The sequence below is a fragment of the Bacillus methanolicus MGA3 genome (assembly GCF_000724485.1).
Classification (GTDB): Bacteria; Bacillota; Bacilli; order Bacillales; family Cytobacillaceae; genus Bacillus_Z; species Bacillus_Z methanolicus_A.
Window position 1 is genome coordinate 1,507,247 of sequence record NZ_CP007739.1, and the last position, 13,458, is coordinate 1,520,704.

Here is a 13,458-nt window from a genome sequence, read left to right on the forward strand (position 1 = left end):
AAAGGACTTAAAGGAGGAGCAGCAGCCATGTTTAAGAAGGTATTTGCTGCGGTGGCCTTGTTCGCAATGCTGACTGTTGCAATCGTACAAGCAATGGAAAAAGAGGAGAAAGCAATACAAACAGAAAATTATTCGGGCTTGCAAGCAGGAGTGAAAGCACCTGACTTTGAAATAAAAACATTAAGCGGTGAAACTGTAAAATTATCACAATTTAAAGGCAAAAAAGTCATGTTGAATTTTTGGGCAACGTGGTGTCCTCCTTGTAAAGAGGAAATACCTGAGATGGAACAATTTTATCGAGAGAATAAAGATGATATTGTCATCCTGGCAGTGAATGTCGATCCGCAATATGATGTTCAACGGTTTGCAAATGAGATGGGTATGACTATTCCGATTCTATTGGATGAAGATGATTCAGTGAACAAGAGGTATCAAATCTTAACGATTCCAACTACTTATTTTATCGATGCAAAAGGAATAATTCGAAATAAATTCTTAGGTGTAATGACCATTGATAAAATGAAACAATTCACAGAAGTCTTATAAGAGAGCACAGGGAAATTTACAATAAAAAATCAACTTTTTTAGCACAGCAAATGGCTGTGTTTTTTTTGGTTATTTAAATTTACAAAAGATTCGAATAAATTTAGGGTTTTAATAATATTTATTAATTGTAACACTATAAATCAAATGAAAGGGAGTAAAAATGATGAATCGTTCTAAAGGCTTCTTAGTAGTGTCAAGTATTGCAGGTATTTTTATACTTGTGTATGGAACGTCTATTCTGCTGCGCCTTTTATTTGGACAATATTTCATGGACGGAGGTTTTTCTGACCTCAATTATTTATACCTTGCTCTTTTATGTTCTGCTCCGTTTGTTTTGTACTTATTATTTTTCGGCGGAAATTCTGAAAGAGCTTCTAAAGTCATTTCGAAAAGCGGACTTTTATTTTTCATCCTTTTTGTTCCAGTTAACTGCACTCTTGTTATAGAAGGAAAAGAAATAACACAGGAAGTATTAACAAGAATATTGACAGTATTACCAGTAACCGCATTATTATTAGTGTTTGTAAGTCATTTTTTAAAAGCTAGATGCCAAAAGATTGAAAACAAAGATTTTTAAAGCTTAGTTCCCGCTAAGCTTTTTTTTTTTTTGCTCTTTTTCTGGAACCTGATGCAAAAATAAAAAATATGAGAAGGGACTAAATTTTCAAAAAGTTGTAATAATTTAAATCGTTTATGGACATAATAATGGTTAAAATAATAGTAAAGGAAGGTGATCGTGATGAGAAAGCCAAGGAAACGTACATTTAAAGAGCTAGTCTCTGAAAATAAACAACAATTATTGAATGACCGAGATGCGTTAGAAAAAATTGAAGAACGGCTTGAACAAAAAATGCTTGGAAAAGCAGAATAATCACATCCTTTTCCATTTATGAATCCTTCTTTCAAGGTAAATACTTAAAAGGAGGAGGGATAAAATGAGTAATCCTAAAGGAAGCAGAAAGCATTTTGTACCTAACCATATTGGTACCCAGCCCCGTGGATTTGGAGGCAATAAAGGAAAGCAAATGCAGGACAAATCCGGCCAGCATGCACAAGTAATTCAGACGAAAGGTGAATAATACTTAATTTCATGCAATAGCCCCGCCAAAAGATACCCCCGGTTTGGCGGGTTTTTATTTTTGATAAAACACCGCTTTTTTCCTCGAAAATTTTTTTGTTTTTGAAACAAACTATAATGTGTAACATCCAGATTACTAAGGAGGAATTTTAATGGCAAATAACAAACCGAATCCAGATGACCGCAGTGATAACGTGGAAAAGCTTCAATCGATGATTTTCAATACAATTCAAAATATGGAAGAAGCAGAAGCTACATTGGAATTTTCAAATGAGCAAGAGCGGGCGCAAATTGAAGCAAAGAATGAACGCCGCCGTGAAAGTATAGAGGGAATGCGTGCTGAAATAAAAGATGAATATCGTGCCCAGAATAACAACAACCAATAACTTGATCATCTTCGACCTTGCCATTGGCAAGGTTATTTTTTTAGAGAACAAAACTAAATGTGATAAGATATACATAAATGAAAAGTAAATGAAATGGGGAATAGACATGCTGGTATCTACAACAGAATTTGATGTTCGTTATGCTGAAACCGATCAAATGGGTGTCGTCTATCATGCGAATTATTTGGTTTGGATGGAGATTGGCAGAACAAAATTGATCGAAGATCTTGGATTTAAATATGCAGACATGGAAAAGGAAGGCATCCTCGCACCTGTCATTGACATTCGGGCCTCTTATAAAAAGGCTGTCCGTTACGGTGAAAAAGCAACGGTGAAAACATGGATTGAAGAATACGATGGATTTCGCGTTTCGTATGGGTACGAAATTTTTAACGGCTCAGGAGAATTGGCTGCAACCGGTCTTTCAACGCATGTGTGTGTAAAAAAGGATTCTTTCCGTCCGATCGCAATCAAAAAAATGCTTCCTGACTGGCACAATGCATATGAAAAAGCGAAAAAAAAAAGATAAATTAAAACAAAGGGTGACTGGCGTTGGCATTTGGAATTACAAGAGAAGAGCTGCGCCGCTGGAAAGTCGAGATTGAAAGCGGAAAAATTGCGTTTTTAACACATTATTGGCTGGATGACCGTTTTCCTGGCTGCAAAACAGTGACGAAAGTAGGCTGCAACGATATTGAAAAATTAATAAAATGGGGAGAAAAATATGAGTTGAAACCAGAATGGATACATATTAGAAACGACGGCTACTCTCATTTCGATTTGCTTGGAGATAAACAAATGGAGATTCTCGAAAAAGAGGGGCTAAATGATCATATATGGTAAAACAAAAGGCTGGCTTAAAAGCAAAAGGATCAGAATCCTCCAATACAACACAATTCGAATAGGAGGGAGTCAGACCTCTAAGTCAGCCTTTCAATTTCATTATTATTTAGAAATATGAAATTCAGGTTCTCCGAGCTTAGAATTAAATTCGATCAGGAGATCATTCTCGTCAAAGTACCATAAATCTTTTTCTTCTATATAAAAAGTGATTCCATCTTTTTTTGTTTCAGCACCAATGTCAATCGGTTCCTCGTTTGACACGCCTAAAGAAAAACCTTGCTGAACAGTGCTGCACCCGCCATATCGGGCAAAAAACCTAACAAAATCACCTTCTTTTAAGAACATTTCATCCTTGTACCATGCAGCTGCTTCATCACTGATTTGAATCTTCAACATGATCATCCTTTCTGTGGCAACTACTATTATTATAAAAGATAAAAAGAAGTGACGCGAAAAAACTGAACAGTTTTTTTAAAATCGTCAAAAAGATGTATTATTGGAAAAGTAAACGATTATTTTAATTTTATATACAATGTCCTAAGAAAAATAAGCAGCTCCGTCTTGTTAACGGAGCCATTGGGTCATATGGTTCATTATTTCTTTGTATTTTGCTGGTCCAATTGTTTGCAGTGGAACAATATGATAATTTCTTCGATGTGTACTTTTGACAAAGGTAGGGATAAATTGAGGATTGGACAATTCTATTTTTGTTCCTGAAGGACTGACATATTTTGTTATATCAATAGAAGCAATCCCCCCGATATCCTTATAATCCCATATTTGTCCTGATAAAAAATTCCCAAGAGAATAGACAACAAACGTCTTCCGCCCGTCCTTTGCCTGAATCCAATCCATCGGCTCCAGTACATGAGGGTGATGTCCAAAGATGATATCGGCTCCTTCATTAGAAAGAAACTGTGCGAGCCGCTTTTGTTTATCACTTGGCAAGCGCTGATACTCATTTCCCCAGTGGATGCTTATAACGACAATATCTGCTTTCTGTTTCGCCCTCTGAATATCGTTTTTCATTTTTTGCCCGTCAATCAAATTAACTAGATATTTTTTACCGGACGGAATCGGGATGCCATTTGTTCCAAATGTATAAGCCAGATAAGCGACCCGAATGCCGTTTGCATTTAAAATACGCAAAGTTTGCTGATCCGCCTGGTCTTTAAAACTTCCTACATACGGAAGGCCTTTTTTGTGATAGTAATTAATCGCAGCAAGAATACCTTTTTCTCCTTTATCTAATGAATGGTTATTTGCAGTGGATACAATATCTACACCTGCATCAATGAATGCATCTCCAACTTCTTGAGGACTGTTAAACATCGGATAACTAGAAAGACCGAGTTCAGTTCCTCCCAACACTGTTTCTTGGTTTGCAAGGAGAAGATCGGGCTTTAAAAGAAGGGGTTTAACTTGTTTTAACATAGGCTTAAAATCATAACCGTTTTGCGTTTTTGCATCTTCATATAGCCAATCATGAATCAAAATATCGCCTATCGCTGCAAGTGTGGCTTTTTCAACTAGTTTTTTTTCAACGGGGACGCTTGTTCTTGCTGCATGCATTTTTGCAACATATTGTACGTTATTTGCTTTTGCTTTTTCTTCAAAATGCATATTGATAAGAAGTAAAATCGAAGAAAGCAGGAGGAAAGCACATAACATGCACCCATAAACAAGAAATTTTTTCTTTTTCATAGCAAAATCTCCTTATTCTAGCAATCTATCAAACTCAATATTATTTATATTCAATATAATCAAAAAATAAAAAAAGACAATACTTTACTTTATTAGACGGATTGTTACAAAGAATACAGCATTAGGTAAATCAATAGAAATGTATAGGGGATGAGGTTATATAAGTTCTGTATTTATCGAAGTTGTATGTTAAAACTTGAAGTCTAATATGCTGAGGATTATTCTCAAAAAGTATCGATTATTCTATCCTTATCAATGGTATGTTATATAATGATGTTAAAACTGATAAAAGTACTTGAGGTGATATCATGTTTAAAATGACAGGATCTGCACATAAGGTTCTTTCAGAAGTCATTCAACAAGAAAAACAGCACGAACAAGAAGAACTTTATGTCAGGCTTACAATGGGCATTGGCTGAGGAGGGCCTCAGCTGAAGCTGTCTCTGGAAGAGCAGCCGTTGACAAATGACCAAATATATGAGTTTGATGATATTAAAATCCTCATTCATAGCAAGGATTTCGTCTATTTTGACCATACGAAGCTTGATTACGTAAAAGATGTATTCGGAAATGGGCGTTTTCAATTGATCAGGGTTGGCTCATAAACCTCGAAAAGTGGATCATAAAACCTTCGGAAAGAGGAAGATTTGTATTTGTATAAGAAATTTTTCCTGACTATAAAAAAGCGGTTGCCAAAAAAACGGCAATCGCTTTTGTTACTGTTTTCGTTCCGGCTTCCATGAAAAAATTATTACAGGTGTTTTCTCTTTTCAGGGAGACAAAGTAATGAAACGCAATAAATAACTACTTATGTTGATGAGGTGATAAAGATGTATCTCGTTACAGCCGAAGAAATGTATGAAATCGACCGATGCACGACTGAACAAATCGGGATCAGCGCCGATTCATTGATGGAAAACGCTGGACAGGCACTGTTTCATGTGCTGCAAAAACGCATTCCCCGTTCAGCGCGTGTAGCGGTGCTAGCTGGGAAAGGCAACAACGGCGGCGACGGATTGGTTATCGCAAGGATGTTTAAAAGCTATGGCTATGATGTGGATGTATGGCTCGTTCCTCCAAAAGAAAAGGTGAAAGGGGCGGCGAAAACGGCACTTGAGGTGTATGAGCGTTCCGGTTATGACTGGAAACCATATGCGGGAAATGAACAAGTTTTTGCCTCACATATTTTACAATACGATGTCATCATTGACGCCTTGCTTGGTATTGGAATTAAAGGGGAGGTACGGTCGCCGTATAAAGAAATCATTCAGCTTGTCAACCGATCTCGCGCATTTGTCTATGCGATCGATCTTCCGAGCGGAACGGCGGCGGACGGAGGAGAGGTCGAAACCGCTGTTTGCGCCGATGTCACGATTACGATTCAATGTCCGAAACTAGGGGCGTATACGTTTCCGGCAGCAGACTTTTACGGCGAACTGCTTATTGTCGATATCGGTATTCCGCCGCTTGCTGTTAAGAGGAATGCCGCATCCCGTTTTGTATGGAAAGAGGACGATGTTGTTCGGACGCTGCCAAAACGGAAACGGTCATCCCATAAAGGAACGTACGGAAAACTCTTAGTGATTGGCGGTTCGCGGAAGATGACAGGAGCGGTAACATTTACGGCCAAAGCGGCGCTGCGAAGCGGAGCGGGATTGTTAACGATGGCGGTGCCGGATGACATTTATTCTGTTGTAGCTAACCGTATTCCAGAAGCCATGTACTATCCATGTCCGGCGCGGGACGGGGCGTTTTCCGGCGCCATAGATTTGTCGGCGCTCGATATCGATGCGATCGCGATTGGCCCGGGAATGGGAAGAACGGATGGCACACGGCAGCTTGTCCGTACTATATTGCAGCATCCAGTTCCGCTAGTTATTGATGCTGATGCGCTCTTTTTCTGGGACGAATACGACGCGCTGATCGGTGAACGAAAAGCGGCAACAGTGGTCACCCCGCATTCCGGAGAAATGGCGCGTATGCTTCATATGTCGGTTCGCGATGTCGAACAAGATCGGTTTGGCTTAGCAAAGAAATTGGCGACAGCATACGGCATCTATGTCGTTTTAAAAGGACCGTATACGATTGTCACTGCGCCAGACGGTTCACAATATGTCAATACAACCGGAAATCCAGCGTTGGCGAAAGGGGGAAGCGGAGATGTGCTGACGGGAATGATTACTGCATTTTTAATGCAGCACGATTCGGCTCAAGCCGCAATCAGCAATGCCGTCTGGGTGCATGGCAAAGCTGCGGATTGGCTTGTCTCGCGCGGCCATTCTCAATGGGACGTACTTGCCAGCGATATGATCGAAGCAATTCCGGCAGTGCTTTCTTTTGTGCAAGAAAAACAGTAATCTTCATGAGCTAGTCAAAAGGGTTATAACAGTGTTTCCTTTACATATGAAAAAATAAAAGAAAAAATCGCGAAAATAAAAGCCCTAACTCTTTCGAGGAGTTAGGGATATTTTTATTACTTTAATTTTGCAGCAAGTACGAACCATCATAGAGGTGGTTAATGTATTGATAAAATTGGGAAACTATGATAAATTAATATAGTAATACATTTTTATATTTATAAAAAATAATAACCCTATTATAACTATATAATATAAATCCCCCTTTTGTCAACCCCTATTTTCATTTTTTTAAAGGAGTGCTTGATATGAGTACAGAACTTCGGCAGGAGAAAGAACGATTGGACAGCATAATGGAGATAATCACGGAGCAAATCGGCATGCTGGAAAACGAAACCTCTCGGCATCGGAAAGAAGTTGTTGATATCCGCAAACACTTTTGGGATGACGTCAAGGTTAATATAGATACTTTCGATGATTTTCTTGAGACGATCATCAGCTTAAGACAACAGGCTCAGCATCTGTCCGTAAGCCAGAGCACCCACAGACAAGCATTCAAGAGGTTGTCTACGCTGCGCCGCATGCAGGAGGTGCCCTATTTCGGACGAATCGATTTCACTGAAGAAAGGACTTCAACTGCTGAACGAATCTATATAGGCATCTCCACTCTCACGGATACAAGCGGAGAGAACATCCTTATCTACGACTGGCGGGCGCCGATCTCTAGTATCTACTACGATTACCCTCCCGGTCCGGCCGAATATGCTACGCCCGAAGGCGTAATCCGTGGCATGCTGGAGAAAAAGTGGCAATATATCATCCGCGGCGGCGTTATCAAATCGATGTTCGATACCAGTCTCACCATTGGAGACGAGATTTTACAGCAGGTCCTTGGCAAAGTCACAGACAAACATATGCAAAGCATAGTGGCCACCATTCAACGGGAACAAAACCGGATCATCCGGCACGATCGCGGGCGGCTGCTCGTTGTTCAAGGCCCTGCTGGCAGCGGCAAGACATCGGCCGCCCTGCAGCGGATCGCTTACTTGCTCTACAAGTATCGGGATAGGCTGAAAGCCGATCAAATCATTCTATTTTCACCTAATTCGATGTTTAACAGCTACGTATCCAATGTGTTGCCAGAACTTGGCGAAGAGAATATGCTGCAGGTCACATTCCAGGAATACTTGGATCATCGGCTGAGCAAAGAATTTCAAGTCGAGGGTCCATACGAGCAATTGGAATATGTGTTGACTGCAACGGATGACCCTTCATACCGGACTAGGACTGCGAGCATCCGACTCAAGGCATCGAACCGTTTTTTCGAGACGATCAAAACATACTGGAAGTCGCTGGAATTATCCGGCGTGCTATTCAAAGATATTATATTCAGAGGAAAACCGATCGTCACTGCCAAACAAATCGCAGAAAGGTTTTATAGCAGCGACACTTCGCTCCGATTTCACAACAGACTTGAGAAGTTGACGGATTGGCTAAACAAGCAAATAGATGAAGCTGAGAAGCTTGAACGGACCAAGCCATGGGTACAGGAAAAAATCGAGCTGCTTAGCAACGAGGATTACCATAAGGCTTATACCCACTTACGGAAAAAACGCAGCTTTAAAGGAGAAACGTTAGACAATTATGAGAACGAGATCGAAGCGTTAGGCCAATTGATCGTTCGCCAAAAGTTGAAGCCGTTGCGCAAACAGATCCGAAAGCTTCGTTTCATCGACATTAAGGGAATATACAAGCAACTTTTCGCCGATCCAACGCGGATCAAACTGTGGATGGAGGGGGAAACACCCGAGGAGTGGGAGGATATTTGCCTATTGACTGTGAAAATGCTTGACGAAGGCAAACTGTTTTACGAAGATGCAACTCCGTTTTTATTTTTGAAAGAGCTGATTCTAGGCTTTCAGACGAACGTCTCGATCAAACATGTGCTTGTAGACGAAGCGCAAGATTATTCTCCGTTTCAATTCGAGTTTTTGAAGCGTTTGTTTCCTTCGGCAAGGATGACCGTGCTCGGCGACTTTAACCAGGCGATATTCGCCCATGCCAGTGAAACGGTCGATTTCCACACGCTTACCGGTTTATACGGGCCGGATGAAACGGATGTGATAACCTTGACCCGCAGCTACAGATCCACAAGACCGATCGTCGAATTTACGCGCGGACTCGTGCCCGGCGGCGAACGAATTGCCGCTTTTGAACGCGACGGCGATAGGCCTGTGCTGACGATAGTGTCTGATCACTCCGAACTGCATCACTGCATTGCTTCAAAAGTCGCAGAATTGCGGAATCGGGGGTATAATACGATTGCGATTATATGCAAATCCGCTGCGGAAAGCATCGCCGCATTCGACGCACTGAGCAGCGTTGAAGAAATTAAGCTCGTGAAAAGCGGCTCGATCGAATATGAACAAGGCGTTGTCGTTATACCGGCGTATTTGGCCAAAGGCATCGAATTCGACGCCGTCATCATTTATGACGCATCGGCGCATGTATACGGCGATGAAAGCTTGCACAGATTGTTCTACACCGCTTGCACTCGGGCTATGCATCACTTGCATCTTTACAGTGTAGGCGAACCGAGCCTCTTTTTGCGCAACGTTGCGCCGGGGAGTTTACTTCTGAGCCCGAGTTAACACGGGACTGGTCGGGAGTCTTAAATGCACACAGTAATTAGAAATAGAAATGGGGTTTTGCAATTTGAATAATCCAAAATTAACTGGCCATTCTATCAGAAACTTAAACGGAGGAATTAAAGTGGATAAAGAGCAATCAGGAGTCAACAGAAAGCTAGTCCTTTTGGGACTTATACTTGGAATGTTTTTCAGCGCTCTGGAGCAAACCGTTGTGGGAACTGCCATGCCGACCATCGTCAGCGAGTTGAACGGATTTTCGATTTTCGCATGGGTAACGACGGCTTACCTTATTACATCTACCACGGTGGTACCGATCGTCGGCAAGCTATCCGACATGTTCGGCAGAAGGGTTCTATACTTATTGGGAATTCTGATCTTCGTATTGGGCTCGGGGCTGTGCGCTACTGCCACTACTATGCAGCAACTGGTGCTATACCGCGGCCTGCAAGGCCTGGGAGGCGGCATGATCATGCCTTTGTCCCAGACGATCATAGGGGATATCTTCTCGGCGGAGCAACGGGCCAAATGGCAGGGCGTATTCGGAGGCCTGTTCGCCTTAAGTTCCATCGTTGGACCGTTTATCGGTGGCTTCCTTGTGGATCACGTCAGCTGGCACTGGATTTTCTTAATTAACGTACCTTTTGGCTTGTTGTCCGGCATTCTGATTTTTGCTGGATTGAAGAGGGAAAAAGCGGCAGGCACCACCGATGCTCCAATCGACTACTTGGGTATTGCCGTATTTGTTCCGGCACTGGTTCTGCTGCTGATTGGACTAACTTTCGGGGGAGATAAATTTGCATGGGATTCTGCCGCCAGCTACAGTATTTTCGGTTCATCCGCCGTTTTGTACATTCTGTTCGGCTTGGTGGAACGCCGGGCCAAAGAACCGATTCTCGATCTTAAGCTGTTCCAAAACCGCGTATTCGCCGTTTCGAACGTTCTGGGTTTCCTGCTGGGTCTGGGCATGTTCGGCGCAATCATGTTCGTTCCGATGTTCATGCAGGCCATCATGGGAGTATCGCCGACGAAAGCTGGCTCTACGATGACTCCTATGATGATCTCCCTGATCGCCGCAAGCATAATCGGTTCTCAGATCCTTCTGCGCACCCGGTATCGGAATGTGCTGGTTGCGGGGATGCTGATTACTTCGCTGGGATTTTATCTGATGAGCACCATGGGTGTGGACACTTCCTTGTTTATCACTTACCTTTATATGATCATTCTCGGAATCGGCATGGGTCTCGTCATGCCAACATTGACTATTGTGGTTCAGGAAGCCTTCCCGAAAAGCCAGCTCGGCACCGTAACCTCGGCCGCCGCCTTCTTCCGGTCCATCGGGGGTACCATTGGGGTCACGCTGTTTAACGTGGTGATGAACCACAGCATTAATGACAATATGAAGCAGGTGCTCTCAGATCCGGATGTCGCTTCCAACCAGGCTGTCCACTTGGTATTGGCAAAGCTTGCGGAGAACACCGACAGTCTATTCGGCGTGATGATCGCCCCAAGAGCACTGAAGATGCCGGAGGAGCTTACCAAACAGATCGTCGGTTACGTGAAGCACGCTTGGACCGATTCCTTCAGCTTCGTCTTCATTGTCGGATTGAGCATTATCGCTCTCGGCGTCCTGACAGCTTCCTTTGTCGGCGGCGGTCGAATTCAGCGGGATAAGGAGAAGAAAGAGGTCTATGCTGCTACAAAATAAAGGTTGAGCAACATGATATAAGACGGAATAGAAAAACAGCTTTGATTGATTTTTTTAGAGGTCTTATTACTCAAACGGGCGCATTCCTGTAGGAACGCGCCTTTTTTACTTTTGGGCTATTTTATGGAATAAGGATTATTGAGCCAAGCGAGGTATAAAGTTTAAGAGACATCATTTGATTTGAAAGCCCAGTCATTATTTATTATTTAAACAATTGATGTTAATTTAGCCTTCTGAACTACTGGCAAAACGACTTTAATGATCGTTCCTGTATTTACGATGCTGGAGATTTCGATTTGTCCCCCGTTATCTTCAATAATTTTTTTACATAAGGGCATTCCAATTCCGGTTCCATTTTCTTTTGTTGAGTAAAAAGGAAGAAACAAGCTTTCCAGTGTTTCCTTGCTCATTCCGCATCCATTATCTTCGATAAAAATAACTGCATGGTCCTCACGTACTTTTGTTGCAATATGAATGCATCCTTGCACGCCATCTTTTCGGTCACTGAGTGCTTCGATCGCATTGTTCAAGATATTTGTTAAAATGTGTTTTAATTGCTTATCCTCCAATTGCAGAACAGTATCATGATCATCATAGTCAACTGTAATATTAATATTTCTTAAGATAGCTTCACTCTTATATAAAATGACTACATCCCTAATAATCTTATTTAAATGAGCAGGCTGTTTCATTCGATCGTTTGGTTTTGCATTATTTAAAAATTCAAAAATAATTTCATTTGTCCGATTAATTTCCTCAAGGGCAACATCGGCGTAATATTCCTTGCCTATTTCCGATAAATATGGTTTTAGCAGCTGGATAAATCCTTTTACAGCTGTAAGCGGATTCCTTATTTCATGCACGATCCCGGCAGCCAGCTTACCAATTGACGCGAAATAATCGTTATTTGGAAGAACTTCTGTTATTACTTGAATATTCATTTCATTGTCTTGTTTTTGGCATAAAGGGTCAACTTGCAATCGTTCGTCTGAGTCAATTTCATTAGGAAAGCAAAATAGATGCAATTCTTCGTCTGATGGTAATTTATATAGGCGTACTGAACATGCTTTCAAATTTTTCTTTAGCATACATATGTTTAAATGAGGAGAGTCATTGATGTCAGATAAGAAATCTTTTAATTTCTTTCGTGAAGATTCGACAGCAAGGTTAAGAAAATTTTTCTTAAAAGAAAACTCTTCAATGGCTTTGTTTGATTGAAAAAGAATCTTGAAGTTTCGATCGATGACAAAATACGGAAAAGGCAAATTTTTCAACAGGTTAATATTTAATGTCATACCAAATCATCCTTGTCTCAAAATTCTGACTCTTGCAGTTAATGGCATGTTCATATTCACATCAATTACAAGAACCTGCTTCATTATATTTCGAGTTATTGCTAAATATGTCACTTTGGAAAGAAAATTAGAAAATAAAGTCTAGAATAAGATGGAAATAACACACTTTTTTATATATTTTAGCAATAAAAACCATTTTTTATCAATAATTATCGAAAAATATTTTTTAAAAATTCAAATAACTGTTTTGTGAATTTCAAAAAAGAAGAAAAGAAAAAAGGACTGCTTCAACAGTCCTATTATTACAACCATTTAACTTTTGGTTCGGTTTTGTTCATAATTCGCTTAATATTTGCCCGGTGGCGGTAAAAGACAAAAGAAGATAGAATCAACACAACGATGATGAGGGGAATGTCCCCGTCTATGAAAGAATAAATGATCGCTGTAACGGCTGCTAAGATAGAAGAAAGGGAAACGTACTTTGTAATAAATAAGCTGATGAAAAAAGCCGCTAAAACGATTAAAAACATAATTGGTGCATAATACAACAGCACCCCGCCGGATGTAGCAACCGCTTTGCCGCCTCTAAAGCCTGCAAATACAGGATACATATGGCCGATTACGGCAAAAACACCAGCTGCAAGTTCATGAAAATCTGAACCAAAGAAATGAGGCAAGGATGCTGCTAATGTGCCCTTTAAAATATCTGCAATGGTAACTGCAAGTCCCGCTTTAACCCCCAGAGTGCGAAATGTGTTAGTTCCCCCGAGGTTTCCGCTGCCATGCTCCCGAATATCGACTCCGTAAAATACCTTTCCAACAATTAATCCTGAAGGAATGGATCCGAGCAAATAAGCGAGAATAACAATGAGTCCATACACTGCCATGAAAAC

15 protein-coding genes are annotated in these 13,458 nt (G+C 41.1%); 11 read left to right on the forward strand and 4 right to left on the reverse strand.

Features of this window, described 5'->3' with window-relative positions:
* Nucleotides 1-27: 27 nt before the first annotated feature.
* The 7 genes from BMMGA3_RS07365 (at nt 28) to BMMGA3_RS07395 (ending at nt 2,853) form a co-directional block, all read left to right on the forward strand.
* Nucleotides 28-546: a peroxiredoxin family protein gene (locus tag BMMGA3_RS07365; protein WP_004433812.1), complete on the forward strand. Its 519-nt coding sequence runs from the start codon at nt 28-30 to the stop codon at nt 544-546.
* Between the two features lie 163 nt (nt 547-709).
* Complete coding sequence (locus BMMGA3_RS07370) at nt 710-1,123, forward strand: hypothetical protein (protein WP_004433814.1); 414 nt, start codon at nt 710-712, stop codon at nt 1,121-1,123.
* Between the two features lie 162 nt (nt 1,124-1,285).
* Nucleotides 1,286-1,417, forward strand: a complete 132-nt coding sequence (locus tag BMMGA3_RS07375; RefSeq protein ID WP_004433816.1) for an FbpB family small basic protein — start codon at nt 1,286-1,288, stop codon at nt 1,415-1,417.
* Between the two features lie 64 nt (nt 1,418-1,481).
* Complete coding sequence (locus BMMGA3_RS07380; protein ID WP_004433820.1) at nt 1,482-1,625, forward strand: acid-soluble spore protein N; 144 nt, start codon at nt 1,482-1,484, stop codon at nt 1,623-1,625.
* Between the two features lie 151 nt (nt 1,626-1,776).
* Entirely contained in the window at nt 1,777-2,010 is a 234-nt protein-coding gene (gene tlp, locus BMMGA3_RS07385) for a small acid-soluble spore protein Tlp (protein ID WP_004433821.1), read from the forward strand.
* 106 nt (nt 2,011-2,116) lie between these two features.
* Nucleotides 2,117-2,539, forward strand: a complete 423-nt coding sequence (locus tag BMMGA3_RS07390; protein WP_004433823.1) for an acyl-CoA thioesterase — start codon at nt 2,117-2,119, stop codon at nt 2,537-2,539.
* Between the two features lie 23 nt (nt 2,540-2,562).
* Nucleotides 2,563-2,853 carry a hypothetical protein gene (locus BMMGA3_RS07395; protein ID WP_004433824.1) on the forward strand — a complete coding sequence of 97 codons (291 nt, stop codon included), beginning with the start codon at nt 2,563-2,565 and terminating at the stop codon, nt 2,851-2,853.
* A gap of 102 nt (nt 2,854-2,955) precedes the next feature.
* Here the strand turns inward: BMMGA3_RS07395 and BMMGA3_RS07400 are convergent, their stop codons facing one another.
* Both BMMGA3_RS07400 and BMMGA3_RS07405 read right to left on the reverse strand, forming a co-directional pair.
* Nucleotides 2,956-3,246, reverse strand: coding sequence for a HesB/YadR/YfhF family protein (locus BMMGA3_RS07400; RefSeq protein WP_004433826.1), 291 nt, complete (start codon nt 3,244-3,246; stop codon nt 2,956-2,958).
* Between the two features lie 171 nt (nt 3,247-3,417).
* Nucleotides 3,418-4,557: a CapA family protein gene (locus tag BMMGA3_RS07405; RefSeq protein WP_004433827.1), complete on the reverse strand. Its 1,140-nt coding sequence runs from the start codon at nt 4,555-4,557 to the stop codon at nt 3,418-3,420.
* A gap of 458 nt (nt 4,558-5,015) precedes the next feature.
* Here BMMGA3_RS07405 and BMMGA3_RS17855 point away from each other — a divergent pair, with 458 nt between their 5' ends.
* The 4 genes from BMMGA3_RS17855 to BMMGA3_RS07420 all read left to right on the forward strand — a co-directional run bounded on the left by BMMGA3_RS17855 (nt 5,016) and on the right by BMMGA3_RS07420 (nt 11,270).
* Nucleotides 5,016-5,162: a hypothetical protein gene (locus tag BMMGA3_RS17855; RefSeq protein ID WP_004433830.1), complete on the forward strand. Its 147-nt coding sequence runs from the start codon at nt 5,016-5,018 to the stop codon at nt 5,160-5,162.
* A gap of 225 nt (nt 5,163-5,387) precedes the next feature.
* Entirely contained in the window at nt 5,388-6,914 is a 1,527-nt protein-coding gene (locus BMMGA3_RS07410; protein ID WP_004433832.1) for a bifunctional ADP-dependent NAD(P)H-hydrate dehydratase/NAD(P)H-hydrate epimerase, read from the forward strand.
* A gap of 308 nt (nt 6,915-7,222) precedes the next feature.
* Nucleotides 7,223-9,565: an RNA polymerase recycling motor HelD gene (gene helD, locus BMMGA3_RS07415; protein ID WP_004433834.1), complete on the forward strand. Its 2,343-nt coding sequence runs from the start codon at nt 7,223-7,225 to the stop codon at nt 9,563-9,565.
* A gap of 181 nt (nt 9,566-9,746) precedes the next feature.
* A complete protein-coding gene (locus tag BMMGA3_RS07420) occupies nt 9,747-11,270 on the forward strand; it encodes an MDR family MFS transporter (protein ID WP_412151031.1) in 1,524 nt (507 codons plus the stop codon).
* A 206-nt stretch (nt 11,271-11,476) separates the two neighbouring features.
* Here the strand turns inward: BMMGA3_RS07420 and BMMGA3_RS07425 are convergent, their stop codons facing one another.
* Nucleotides 11,477-12,565, reverse strand: coding sequence for an ATP-binding protein (locus tag BMMGA3_RS07425; RefSeq protein ID WP_038502149.1), 1,089 nt, complete (start codon nt 12,563-12,565; stop codon nt 11,477-11,479).
* A gap of 302 nt (nt 12,566-12,867) precedes the next feature.
* Nucleotides 12,868-13,452 (reverse strand): glycerol-3-phosphate 1-O-acyltransferase PlsY, encoded by a 585-nt coding sequence (plsY, locus tag BMMGA3_RS07430; RefSeq protein WP_004433840.1) that lies wholly within the window; start codon nt 13,450-13,452, stop codon nt 12,868-12,870.
* Between the last annotated feature and the right edge of the window lie 6 nt (nt 13,453-13,458).

Excerpts from the sequence above, each read along its gene's own strand:
- BMMGA3_RS07365 (WP_004433812.1), top strand. The coding sequence starts at position 28 with ATGTTTAAGAAGGTATTTGCTGCGGTGGCCTTGTTCGCAATGCTGACT.
- BMMGA3_RS07370 (WP_004433814.1), top strand. The coding sequence starts at position 710 with ATGAATCGTTCTAAAGGCTTCTTAGTAGTGTCAAGTATTGCAGGTATT.
- BMMGA3_RS07375 (WP_004433816.1), top strand. The coding sequence starts at position 1,286 with ATGAGAAAGCCAAGGAAACGTACATTTAAAGAGCTAGTCTCTGAAAAT.
- BMMGA3_RS07380 (WP_004433820.1), top strand. The coding sequence starts at position 1,482 with ATGAGTAATCCTAAAGGAAGCAGAAAGCATTTTGTACCTAACCATATT.
- tlp (WP_004433821.1), top strand. The coding sequence starts at position 1,777 with ATGGCAAATAACAAACCGAATCCAGATGACCGCAGTGATAACGTGGAA.
- BMMGA3_RS07390 (WP_004433823.1), top strand. The coding sequence starts at position 2,117 with ATGCTGGTATCTACAACAGAATTTGATGTTCGTTATGCTGAAACCGAT.
- BMMGA3_RS07405 (WP_004433827.1), bottom strand. The coding sequence starts at position 4,557 with ATGAAAAAGAAAAAATTTCTTGTTTATGGGTGCATGTTATGTGCTTTC.
- BMMGA3_RS07410 (WP_004433832.1), top strand. The coding sequence starts at position 5,388 with ATGTATCTCGTTACAGCCGAAGAAATGTATGAAATCGACCGATGCACG.
- helD (WP_004433834.1), top strand. The coding sequence starts at position 7,223 with ATGAGTACAGAACTTCGGCAGGAGAAAGAACGATTGGACAGCATAATG.
- BMMGA3_RS07420 (WP_412151031.1), top strand. The coding sequence starts at position 9,747 with ATGTTTTTCAGCGCTCTGGAGCAAACCGTTGTGGGAACTGCCATGCCG.
- BMMGA3_RS07425 (WP_038502149.1), bottom strand. The coding sequence starts at position 12,565 with ATGACATTAAATATTAACCTGTTGAAAAATTTGCCTTTTCCGTATTTT.
- plsY (WP_004433840.1), bottom strand. The coding sequence starts at position 13,452 with ATGGCAGTGTATGGACTCATTGTTATTCTCGCTTATTTGCTCGGATCC.